10 protein-coding genes are annotated in these 10,885 nt (G+C 67.1%); 8 read left to right on the top strand and 2 right to left on the bottom strand.

Annotation, left to right across the window (positions count from 1 at the left end):
- Window positions 1-113: 113 nt before the first annotated feature.
- Together mltF and D578_RS0112890 are read left to right on the top strand one after the other, a co-directional pair.
- A complete protein-coding gene (gene mltF, locus D578_RS0112895; RefSeq protein ID WP_026289344.1) occupies window positions 114-1,667 on the top strand; it encodes a membrane-bound lytic murein transglycosylase MltF in 1,554 nt (517 codons plus the stop codon).
- A 244-nt stretch (window positions 1,668-1,911) separates the two neighbouring features.
- Window positions 1,912-3,213: an NRAMP family divalent metal transporter gene (locus tag D578_RS0112890; protein WP_018950356.1), complete on the top strand. Its 1,302-nt coding sequence runs from the start codon at window positions 1,912-1,914 to the stop codon at window positions 3,211-3,213.
- Window positions 3,214-3,231: 18 nt separating this feature from the next.
- Here the strand turns inward: D578_RS0112890 and D578_RS0112885 are convergent, their stop codons facing one another.
- A complete protein-coding gene (locus D578_RS0112885) occupies window positions 3,232-4,140 on the bottom strand; it encodes an NAD(P)-dependent oxidoreductase (RefSeq protein WP_018950355.1) in 909 nt (302 codons plus the stop codon).
- Between the two features lie 76 nt (window positions 4,141-4,216).
- Here D578_RS0112885 and D578_RS0112880 point away from each other — a divergent pair, with 76 nt between their 5' ends.
- The 6 genes from D578_RS0112880 to rlmKL all read left to right on the top strand — a co-directional run bounded on the left by D578_RS0112880 (window position 4,217) and on the right by rlmKL (window position 10,443).
- Complete coding sequence (locus tag D578_RS0112880) at window positions 4,217-4,906, top strand: EamA family transporter (RefSeq protein ID WP_018950354.1); 690 nt, start codon at window positions 4,217-4,219, stop codon at window positions 4,904-4,906.
- 197 nt (window positions 4,907-5,103) lie between these two features.
- A complete protein-coding gene (locus D578_RS0112875; RefSeq protein ID WP_018950353.1) occupies window positions 5,104-5,550 on the top strand; it encodes a DsrE family protein in 447 nt (148 codons plus the stop codon).
- Window positions 5,551-5,864: 314 nt separating this feature from the next.
- On the top strand, window positions 5,865-6,311 hold the full coding sequence (locus tag D578_RS0112870; protein WP_018950352.1) for a DsrE family protein: 447 nt from the start codon (window positions 5,865-5,867) through the stop codon (window positions 6,309-6,311).
- A 133-nt stretch (window positions 6,312-6,444) separates the two neighbouring features.
- On the top strand, window positions 6,445-7,350 hold the full coding sequence (locus D578_RS0112865) for an ABC transporter ATP-binding protein (RefSeq protein WP_018950351.1): 906 nt from the start codon (window positions 6,445-6,447) through the stop codon (window positions 7,348-7,350).
- On the top strand, window positions 7,350-8,138 hold the full coding sequence (locus D578_RS0112860) for an ABC transporter permease (RefSeq protein ID WP_018950350.1): 789 nt from the start codon (window positions 7,350-7,352) through the stop codon (window positions 8,136-8,138). Before D578_RS0112865 ends, D578_RS0112860 begins: the two co-directional genes overlap by 1 nt.
- 82 nt (window positions 8,139-8,220) lie before the next feature.
- Window positions 8,221-10,443 (top strand): bifunctional 23S rRNA (guanine(2069)-N(7))-methyltransferase RlmK/23S rRNA (guanine(2445)-N(2))-methyltransferase RlmL, encoded by a 2,223-nt coding sequence (rlmKL, locus tag D578_RS0112855; protein ID WP_018950349.1) that lies wholly within the window; start codon window positions 8,221-8,223, stop codon window positions 10,441-10,443.
- Window positions 10,444-10,553: 110 nt separating this feature from the next.
- Here the strand turns inward: rlmKL and D578_RS0112850 are convergent, their stop codons facing one another.
- Window positions 10,554-10,880, bottom strand: coding sequence for a hypothetical protein (locus tag D578_RS0112850; protein WP_018950348.1), 327 nt, complete (start codon window positions 10,878-10,880; stop codon window positions 10,554-10,556).
- Window positions 10,881-10,885 lie beyond the last annotated feature (5 nt).

The raw sequence follows: 10,885 nt of genomic DNA, 5'->3' as shown, positions 1-10,885 counted from the left end.
GCACGGCAGTCACCGCGCCTTGTTCGCACGCAAAAGTGACTCGAGCGCGAACGTGTACATTAATCAGTGCTTCCCTAGCACTGCCTGCACTGCCGATTGGGTATCATCGGTTCATGTCCCCACACCTCCACCTTCGCCCCCCGAGCTCGATATGGCGCCAGATCGAGCTGGGCGTGTTCATCGTGTTGCTGGTGATGATCGGCCTGCGGGTCTGGTTCCAGCCGCCCTCCGCCCTGCAGCAACTGACCTTCCGCGAGGAATTGCAGGTGGTTCTGGTCGAGAACGCGCTGGGGCGTTCGGAGCTGGCGGCCACCACTGGCCACGACCAGCTGGAACTGGACCTGCTGCATGGCTTCGCGCGGGAACTGGGTACGCGCATCCGTGTGACCCGCGTGGAGACCGCCGCCGAGGCCCACCAACATCTGCGCGAATTCCGTGCGGATCTGGCCGCCGGCCTGCTGGTGGAACCAGGGGAGCCGACGATCGAACGCGGCCCGGAGATCCTCGCCATCCAGCAGATCCTCGCCTTCTGGCGCGGCAACGAGTCCACCACCGCCCTGCCCGCCCTCGCCGCCCTGCCCGCCGGCACCCGCCTGGGCTTCACCGCCCAGTCGCCGCTGCCGGAACGCCTGCGGGCTCACCTGGCCCACGCCGACGCGGCGCGGCAACAGGAATCGGTCCGGGCAGGGGATCCAAAGTCCGAAATCCCGAATGAACTCGTGTTCGAGACCCTCGGGTACGAGCCGCGAGACCCGCCGGTCGAGCTGGTCCGGATCGGGACCGCCGAAGCGCTGCGCCAGGCATTGGCCGCGGGCGAAATCGACTATGCCCTGATGAACTCCCTGGAGTTCGGCCGGCTGCAACGCTTGCATCCCGATCTGCGTACCGCCTATGAATTCGAGCACGGGGTAGCCGTCACCTGGCTGTTCCCGGCCGGCTTCGATCGCAGCCTGAACGACGCGGCGGAGGCCTACATCGAGCGTCTGCGAGAGAACCGCAGGCTGGAATCGATGATCGACCGCTACCTGGGCCATCTGGAGACCCACGACCTGGTGGACGCGCTGACCTTCGCCCGGCGGGTGGAAAACCAGCTGGATCGCTTTCGCGACCTGTTCGAACGCGCCGGCGACGAATACGGCCTGGACTGGCGCTTCATCGCCGCGGTGGCCTACCAGGAGTCACACTGGAACGCGGATGCCATCTCCCCCACCGGGGTGCGCGGGCTAATGATGCTCACCCAGAACACCGCGTCCGGCCTCGGCGTCGAAGACCGCACCGACCCGGCATCCAGCGTGGACGGCGGCACCCGCTACCTGCTGGACCTGCGTGAGCGCCTACCGGAACGCATCCCGGAACCGGATCGCACCTGGATGACGCTTGCGGCCTACAACGTGGGGCTGGGGCACCTGCATGACGCCCGGCGCCTGGCCGATGCTAACGGCGACGATCCGGATCGCTGGCTGGACGTGGTGCAGTGGCTGCCACGCCTGGCGGAGCGCGAGTGGCACGAGCAGACCCGCTATGGCTACGCCCGCGGCTGGGAGCCGGTGCTCTACGTGCAGAACATTCGCAGCTATTACGACAAGCTGGTCCAGCGCTTCCCCGCAAGCAGCGACCATGCCCCCAACGCACCCGAAGTCTACCGTCGCGTCCCGCTATCGCTCTGAACCGTGGCGGGCGCGGCCCGCGCATGCCCTTGTTTCCCCAGGGAGACGCTGATGAGTCGCGTTGATCCCCCAGTTTTTCGAGAGAAGACGCGCTGTGCGGGCCCGTAACGTTCTACGGTCCCCTGCCCATCCATGGGACACAACGCAGGATCGGGGAAGATGGGGGCACCAACGCGAACATGCACATTGATCAGTGTTTCCCTAGAATCCGCACCCTCACACCATCACCCTCGGACCCAGGCCCATGACCGCTACCACCCGCGCCTCCCTGCGCGCCGCCATCGGACCGGGCCTGCTGATGGCTGGAGCGGCCGTCGGTGTCTCGCATCTGGTCCAGGCCACCCGGGGCGGGGCCGAATACGGATTGCTGCTGATCCCGATCGTGCTGCTGGCCTGCCTGTTCAAGTACCCCTTCCTGGAGTTCGGCCCGCGTTACGCCGCCGCGACCGGACACAACCTGCTCACCGGCTACCACCGCCTCGGGAACTGGGCCCTGGGGCTCTACATCGCAGTCACCCTGGGCACCCTGTTCATCATCCAGGCCGTGGTCACCCTGACCACCGCGGGCCTGTTCGCGCTGGTGTTCGGGCTGGACCTGTCCATGGTCGCGCTCTCCGCACTGATCCTGGCGGCCTGCATCGGGTTCCTGATGATCGAGGCCTACAAGGGCCTGGATCTGGGCATGAAGATCATCATGGCGGCCCTCAGCGTCTCCACCGTGGTCGCGGTCGCCCTCGCCTTCCAGGAGGCACCGGACTGGCAGGCCCTCTCCGGCGCACCGGAATGGTCAAACCTGTGGACCCTGGCCGGATTGGCCTTCGTGCTCGCCCTGCTCGGCTGGATGCCGATCCCGCTGGATGTCGCCGCCTGGCACTCGGTATGGACGCAGGAACGCGCGCGCATGACCGGGCATCATCCCAGCGTGCGCGAGGCGGTCTTCGACTTCCGCCTGGGCTACCTCGGGGCGACCCTGCTGGCCCTCGCGTTCATGCTGCTGGGGGCGCTGCTGATGTACGGCACCGGCGTCGGCTTCGCCCCGGGGGCGGCCGCCTTCTCGGCACAGCTGGTGGATCTCTACGCCCATAGCCTGGGCGAGTGGAGCCGGTCCCTGATCGCGATCGCTGCGCTGACCACCATGTTCTCCACTACCCTGGCGGTCACCGACGCCTATCCGCGGGTGATCATGGCGATCATCCGCACCCTGCGGGAAAACGGCCACCAGGCACAGGACATGGAGCCGCCCCCCCGGGGCGAGCGCGGCCTGGACTGGTGGGGCTATCGCATCGCCCTGCTGGTCGTCGCAACCGGGGCCCTGACCCTGATCTGGCAGGCCGGCGAGCAGTTCACGCGCTTCGTTGACATCGCCACCACCCTGTCGTTCCTGTCCGCCCCGATCCTGGCGTGGATCACCTTTCGCGTGGTGATGTCGCCGGACATGCCGGCGGACGCGCGTCCGGGCCCCGGCCTGCGCGGCCTGGCCTGGGCCGGCATCGTGTTCCTCGGCGGATTCTCGCTGGCCTGGCTGGTCTGGCGCTTCGCGTTCTGATCCGCGGCCCGGGGACCGCTACTTCAGGTCGTCGCGGGCACGCACGCAGAAGCGGGCCAGGATCGCGACGTCCTGCCGTGCCTGCCCGGCCTCCAGGGCTGCATCCACGGCGTCCCGCACCGGCTTCAGGCCCTCCGTCGCCAGCCCGAGGTCGCGGCTCAGGTCGGCGATGATGCCCAGATCCTTCTGGTACAGCCCGACCTGAAAGCCCGGCTCGAAGTCGCCATCCAGCAGGCGCTGCCCGTGCACCTCCAGGATGCGCGAGCCGGCGAAGCCGCCCAGCAACGCCTCGCGCACCCGCGCCGGGTCGACGCCGGACTGCTCCGCCAGAGCAAAGGCCTCGCCCACCGCGACCAGGGTCTCGCCCACAACCAGCTGATTGCAGGCCTTCGCGATCTGCCCCGCCCCGCTGTCGCCGACATGCGTCAGCGTCGAACCGACGACCTCAAAGATGGGTTGCAGCGTGTCGACAGCCGCTACCGGCCCGCCCACCATCAGGCTCAGCGTGCCCGCCCGCGCACCCGGCTCGCCGCCGGAAACGGGGGCATCGACAAAGGTCACCTCGCGCTCGGCGGCGGCACGCGCCAGAGCCCGGGTGCGCATCGGGTCGATGGTGCTATGGTCGATCACGATCAGGCCAGGCCAGGCGTGTTCCAGGATCCCGTCCGGCCCCAGCATCAGCGCCTCGACATCGGGCGTATCGGACACATTCAGGACCAGAACCCACACGTTCCGGACCAGCTCCGGGAGTGTCGCGCACGGCCGGGCACCCTCCTTCTCGAGGTCGGCGGCCGCCTCCGGGCGGCGTGCCCAGACCAGCAGGTCGGCACCGGCCGCGAGGAGATTTCGATTCATGGGCGCCCCCATGATGCCAAGGCCAACGGCCCCGATCGGCTGCAATTCGGGCGGTATGGTGGGTACGGACATGCGGGTCTCCTGAAACGGTATCGGGGCACTGTAGCAACCCGGCCCACGCACGGGCGCAAGGAGGCCAAACCCGACCATGCAGCGTGATCACCTTAACGGTTCGCTCCTGGCCTTCGCCGGCGTCATGGCGCTCAGCTTCGACGGCCTGCTGGTCCGTCTGGCCGGTACGCACGGCATGAACATCGTATTCTGGCGCGGGCTACTGATGGCCCTCGCCCTGCTGCTGCGCACCGTGGACGGACGCTGGGCCTGGACCCACCTGCGCCTCGGCGGTGTGGATGCCGGCTGGGTATCCGCCGGCTTTGCAGCCACAACCATTCTGTTCGTGCTCGCCATCCTGCATACCACGGTGGCCAACGTGGTGGTCATCCTTGCGGCCTCGCTGCTGTTCGCCGCCATCTTCTCCGGGCTGTTGCTGCGCGAGTGGGTCCCACTGCGCACCTGGGTCGCCATGCTGGTCTGCCTCGGCGGGATCATCGGGGTGTTTGCGGGGTCGCTGCAGGCCGGTGGCTGGCTGGGTGACGCCCTGGCCCTGCTTGCCGCGCTCGTGGTCGGCATCAACCTGACTCTGCTGCGGCGCGCGCCGAGGGTGGACCGACTGGCGGTGATCGCGGCCGGCGGGATGCTGGCCGCCCTGATCGCGTGGCCACTCGCCACGCCGCTCGCGATCGGACTCGAAAGCCTCGCGGTCCTGGCCGGCGGCCTGGCCCTCCTCAGCCTGGCGGTGCACGCGGCCTGGGGCATACGCCAAAAAGGCACGTCCTAATATTCTAATTTTCAACTATATATCAGATGCTTATCTTGTATTTTATCGGAATAATCGCGAACGGTTCCCGTCTTACCAATAACCGGATACGAAAGGCACGGACGCCCTCCACCGCATCCGGTCTGCTGTTTGCAACGCGACGTACGCCTCGGGCGTATCAAAGACGAACACACGGGAACAAACGCAGGAACCCGATCATGAAAAAACGCTTCATCCTTCCGCTGGCCATGGCCGCCGCCGTATTCGCCCTGCCGGGTACCGCCCTGGCCGACAATGGCTATTCCGAACAAAAAGTGGTTTATCACGTGAACCACGACAACGAGCAACGACAGATCGGCGCAATGCGCAACGTCCAGAATCACATCAACGCCGTTGGTGCCGACCGCATGAGCATCAAGGTGGTGATGCACGGCAACGGGCTCAGCCTGCTGCAGCATGCGAAGACCAATGAAGATCTCAAGGCCTTCGTCGACCAGCTGAAGATGCAGGACGTCGACTTCCAAGTCTGCAACAACACCGTGGTGGGCCGGAACATCGACATCCACAACGATCTCTACGATGCGTCCGAAGACGACATCATCCCGAGTGGCGTGGCCCACCTGTCGCATCTGCAGCAGCAGGGCTACACCTACGTGCGCCCGTAACCCACTACATTCGTAATCCTTGAAGCAAGTACCGCGGCGGCCGCCATCTCCCGGTTGTCGCTTCGGGCCCGGGTCATCCCGGGCCCTTTTCTTTGTGCAAGTAGACCCCACTCGTAAACCCACCCCGCACGGCACATGACTCACTTTGTGGCGCTGCAAACGGGAATAGGCGCATGCCTGATGCGTCTTATCCATACCTGCCAATCGCCTTCACCGCGAAGTCCCCGATCGCAGGGCGCCATCCCCGGCGCAAGGCCCCGTGGCGCACCTCAAACCCGCCCGGGTTCGTTGTTGTTTCAGGAGGAACCTGTGCAATGAACGCAATGAAACGGATCCTGCCCGTCCTGCTCGCCATGGTACTGAGCATTCCCGGCCTGGCGGCCGCAAGCGAGTTCGACTACGGCTTCCACAAGGTCGTCTACCACGTGAACTACGATGACGAACGGCGCTACATGGGCGCGATGGGCAACATCCAGAATCACATCAACGCCGTTGGCGCCGAGAACATGGAGATCAAGGTCGTGATGCACGGCGACGGCCTCGGCCTGCTGCAAACCGCCAACAGCAACGAGAACCTGCGCGGCCGCATCGAGAACCTGAAGATGCAGGACGTGGCGTTCCAGGTCTGCGCGAACACCCTGCGCGGGCGGAACATCGAGCTCGGCGAACTGTTCGATGCCTCCGAGGAGGACGTGATCCCCAGCGGCGTGGCGCACATCTCCTGGCTGCAGCACCAGGGCTACAGCTACAGCCGGCCATAACATCCCGAAAACGCGCCCGACGACGGGCCCGGATCGCAAGATCCGGGCCTTTTTCATGGCGTCGCAGAGGGACATTGGGGGTGCTGCCCCGAACCGGTATGGTATGCACTCTCTATCCGCCACGAGTCCCGCCGTGTCCGCCATTCGCATCCAGCAGCTGTACAAGGCGTACGACGGCACCGCCGTAGTCGACGGCGTGGATCTCGAGATCGCCCCGGGCGAGTTTTTCGGGCTACTGGGCCCCAACGGCGCCGGCAAGACCACCACCCTGCGCATGCTGCTGGGAATGACGCCGATCGACGGCGGGCAGGTCGAGGTCCTGGGCCTGCCCATGCCGGAGGGCGAACGCGCCGTGCGTGAACGCCTGGGCATCGTGCCCCAGTTCGACACCCTCGATCCCGACTTCACGGTGATCGAGAACATGCGCACCTACGCCGCCTATTTCGGCCTGGCCGGGCCAGAGGTGGAGTCGCGCATCGACCGGCTGCTGGGGCAGGTCAACCTGAACGACAAGCGCAGTGCCCGCATCGATGCCCTGTCCGGCGGCATGAAGCGCCGCCTGACCCTGGCGCGTGCACTGATCAACGAACCCGAGGTGGTGGTGCTGGACGAGCCCACCACCGGTCTCGACCCGCAGGCCCGGCATCATCTGTGGCGCCAGCTCCGGGCGCTGCGCGCCTCGGGCGTCACCCTCGTGCTGACCACCCACTACATGGAAGAGGCGCAGGAGCTGTGCGATCGCATCGCGATCATCGACCACGGGCGGATCATCGCCTGTGATGCCCCGAGCCGGCTGATCGCCGAGCATATCGAACCCTGGGTGCTGACCGTCGGCGGCGTGAACGCCGGCGAGGTCCTGCAGCGCGAGCTGGGCGCGAAGGACCGGGCCCACCAGGTGGCCGACACCTGGCTGGTCTACACCGCCGAGCCGGAACGCCTGCGCGAACGCCTGCGCGCGCTCGGCCACGAGCCCACCCTGCGCGACGCCGACCTGGAAGACGTCTTCCTGAAACTCACCGGACACGAGTTGCGCGACTGATGGCCAAGCCCGCGATGCCTTTGCTGCCGCGCCCCAGCCTGCGCTTCGTCGCCGTCTGGCGGCGCAACCTGCTGGTCTGGCGCAAGCTGATCGTGCCGTCGATGCTTGGCAACTTCGGCGAGCCGATCCTGTATCTGCTGGCCTTCGGTTACGGCTTCGGCAGCCTGGTGGGCGACCTCGATGGGATGCGCTACATGGTCTTCATCGCCTCCGGCATCATCTGCTCGTCCGCGATGTTCACCGCCAGCTTCGAGGGCATGTACTCCGCCTACACCCGCATGGCGGAACAAAACACCTGGCTGGGCATGCTCGCCACCCCGCTCACCCTGGACGACATCGTCTTCGCCGAGGCCAGCTGGGCCGCCACCAAGGGCCTGATCAGCGCCATTACCATCCTGATCGTGGCCAGCGTACTGGGGCTGGTCGCCGACGCCCGCGCCCTGCTCGCGCTGCCGGTGATCTTCCTCGCCGCCTTCACCTTCGGCGCGCTGGCCCTGGTCATCACCGCCCTGGCGCGCAGCTACGACTTCTTCCTCTACTACTTCACTCTGGCGGTGACGCCGATGCTGCTGCTGTCCGGCGTGTTCTTCCCGCTGACCGAGCTGCCCGGCTGGGTGCAGGGTCTGGCTCTGGCCCTGCCGCTGGCGCATGTACTCGAGATCGTGCGCCCACTGATGACCGGCGCCTGGCCCACCGCCTGGCTGCCGCACCTGGCCGTGATCGCCGCCTACGGCGGGAGCGCCATCGTGCTGGCCACCTACCTGATTCGCCGGCGCTTGCTGCGCTGAACCCGCGTAATCCCAGATCCCGCGCCGTGCCTGCGCTCGGGTATGCCAAAATAGCAGCCTCTCCAGCCTGCTTGAGCCCACGATGACCGAACCCTCCTCTGGCGAACCAATCGCCGCCTTCGACCCAACGGCCGACCGCCGCGAGTACCTGGCGACCGCCGCCGGCGGCCTCGCCCCGCTGGTGGCTCGGGAGTTGGAGGGTTTCGGGGCCCTGGATCTGCGCGAGGACCGCGCCGGTATCCACTTCCACGCGGACCTCGCCACGCTGTACCGCTGCCTGCTCGGCAGCCGGGTGGCCAGCCGCATCCTGCTGCCGCTGGCCCGCTTCGACGAACCCGACGGCGATGCCTGCTACGCCGCCAGCCAGATGCTGGACTGGCCCGCCCTGTTCGGGCTCGGAGCCACCTTTGCGGTGGACGTCACTGGCAAGAGTTCGCACATCGGGCATACCCATTTCGCCGGGGTGCGCGTGAAGGACGGCATCGCCGACGCCTTCCGCGACGCGACCGGCGAGCGCCCGGATGTGGACGCCCAGGACCCGGACGTGCGCGTGCTGCTGCAACTGCAGGGCCGACAGGCCCAGATCAGCCTGGACCTCGGCAACGGTGGCCTGCACCGCCGCGGCTACCGCGGCAGCGGCGGCGAGGCCCCGCTGCGCGAGAATCTCGCCGCCGCCCTGCTGATACGTGCCGGCTGGCCGGAGCATCTGGAGGCCGAGCCCGGCGCGCAGTTCCTCGACCCCTTCTGCGGCAGCGGAACGCTAGTGATCGAGGCGGCCCTGATGGCCACCCGCACCGCCCCCGGCCTGCTGCGCGAGGGTTTCCGCCCCCACGGCTGGTCCGGCCACGACGCCGAGCTCTGGGCCCGCTGCGTCGCCGAGGCCCGCGACGCCGTGTGCCCCTGGCAAGGTCCACCGCTGCTCGGCAGCGACCGCGACCGTGGCGCGGTGACGGCCGCGCGCAAGGCCGCGCAGGCCGCCGGGGTCGCCGACTGCACGCGCTTCGAGCAGGTCGACGCCCTGACCCTGGAGCCGCCCGCCGACCACGGCATGCTGGTCAGCAACCCGCCCTACGGCGAGCGCATTGGCAACACCCCGGAACTGATCAAGCTCTACAGCCTGCTGGGCGAGCGCCTGCGCAGCGCCTTCGGCGGCTGGCATATCGCCCTGTTGGTGGCGGACACAACGGACTCGCAACGCCTGGGCCTGCGCGCCAGCCACAAGCACCGCTTTTACAACGGCACCCTCGCCTGCCACCTGCTGCAGTTCGAAATCCATCAGCGCGACGAGCCGGCCGCGGCCCCGGCGCCGGATTTCGCCAACCGCCTGCAGAAGAACCTGCGCCACCTGACCCGCTGGGCGCGGCGTCAGGAGATCACCTGCTATCGCATCTACGACGCCGACCTGGACGAATACCCCCTGCAGATCGACCGCTACGAGGCCGAGGACGGCACGGTTCACCTGCATGTGCAGGAGTTCGCCGCCCCCGCCAGTGTCGATCCCGCGCGCGCCGAGGCGCGCCTGCGCGGCGCACTGGCCGCCATGCTGGAGGTCACCGGCGTCGAACCCGCCCATCTGCATTACAAGCAGCGGCGGGCACAGAAGGGTCGCTCGCAGTACCAGCGCGCGGAAACCGCCCAGCCCGCACCGTTTCCGGTGCACGAACACGGCTGCCGCCTGTGGGTCGACCTGGATGCCTACCTCGACAGCGGGCTGTTCCTGGACCATCGGCCGATGCGACTGCGCCTGCAACAGGAATGCCGTGGCCTGCGCCTGTTGAACCTGTTCTGCTACACCGCCGCGGTCAGCGTGCATGCCGCGGTGGGCGGTGCGCGCCAGACCGTCTCGGTGGATCTGTCCAACACCTATCTGGAATGGGCCGCAGACAACTTCCGCGCCAACGGCCTGGAGGCCGAGATCCGCGATGGCCGAAGCCGTCGCCAGCCCGGCACACACGCCCTCCTGCGCGAGGACGTGGTCCACTGGCTGGAAGGGGCCACCGATACGCCCGGCATGGTCTTCGAGCGGATCTTCCTGGACCCGCCCACTTTCTCCAATTCCAAGCGCACCGAAGACGACTTCGAGGTGCAGCGCGACCATGCCCACCTGATCCTCCTGGCGGCGCGGCTGCTCACCCCGGACGGCGTGCTCTACTTTTCGACCAACCGCCGACGCTTCGAGCTGGACCACGAGGCCCTGACCGGGCTTGTTGCCCGCGACATCACCCGCGAGACCCTGGACGAGGACTACCGGCGCCCGCCCCCGCCTCATCGCTGCTGGGCCATCACGCACGAAGGTCGCGAATAAAAAGGCGGGTCGCCGAGGCCAATCAGCCAGCAACGGCACACCGCCCTGCACAGAGCACACAAAAAACGCCCCGGGGAAACCCGGGGCGTTTTGTCTTCACCGTGTCACGATCAACTCGGTGGGTAGAAGGTTTCCAGGTAATCCAGGATTTCTTCCTCCACCTCGGGAGAAAACTCCCAGAGCCCCTGGGTGTCCTGCATCCAGCGGATCTGTTCCAGCCAGATCTTGCGCGTGTATCCACGGCTGGTGAACAACCGGGCCGAGTGACATACCGTGCAATTGTTCTTGACCGTATCGAATCCCGGGGCCTTGATTAGCCCGGTTTCCGAGTCGGTCTTGTACTCCTCGGCGGCCTCGACGTGGTCGCCCGCAAATGCGGGTGCCACCCAGAGGAGGCCGAGGATGGCCGGCAACAACAGGACCATCTTCGACTTCATTGGTA

It is taken from the genome of Thioalkalivibrio sp. ALMg11, assembly GCF_000377905.1.
Taxonomy (GTDB): domain Bacteria; phylum Pseudomonadota; class Gammaproteobacteria; order Ectothiorhodospirales; family Ectothiorhodospiraceae; genus Thioalkalivibrio.
This window is presented reverse-complemented; position numbering and strand designations above follow the sequence as displayed.

Coding starts and splice junctions, on each gene's coding strand:
- mltF (WP_026289344.1), top strand. CDS start 114: ATGTCCCCACACCTCCACCTTCGCCCCCCGAGCTCGATATGGCGCCAG.
- D578_RS0112890 (WP_018950356.1), top strand. CDS start 1,912: ATGACCGCTACCACCCGCGCCTCCCTGCGCGCCGCCATCGGACCGGGC.
- D578_RS0112885 (WP_018950355.1), bottom strand. CDS start 4,140: ATGTCCGTACCCACCATACCGCCCGAATTGCAGCCGATCGGGGCCGTT.
- D578_RS0112880 (WP_018950354.1), top strand. CDS start 4,217: ATGCAGCGTGATCACCTTAACGGTTCGCTCCTGGCCTTCGCCGGCGTC.
- D578_RS0112875 (WP_018950353.1), top strand. CDS start 5,104: ATGAAAAAACGCTTCATCCTTCCGCTGGCCATGGCCGCCGCCGTATTC.
- D578_RS0112870 (WP_018950352.1), top strand. CDS start 5,865: ATGAACGCAATGAAACGGATCCTGCCCGTCCTGCTCGCCATGGTACTG.
- D578_RS0112860 (WP_018950350.1), top strand. CDS start 7,350: ATGGCCAAGCCCGCGATGCCTTTGCTGCCGCGCCCCAGCCTGCGCTTC.
- rlmKL (WP_018950349.1), top strand. CDS start 8,221: ATGACCGAACCCTCCTCTGGCGAACCAATCGCCGCCTTCGACCCAACG.
- D578_RS0112850 (WP_018950348.1), bottom strand. CDS start 10,880: ATGAAGTCGAAGATGGTCCTGTTGTTGCCGGCCATCCTCGGCCTCCTC.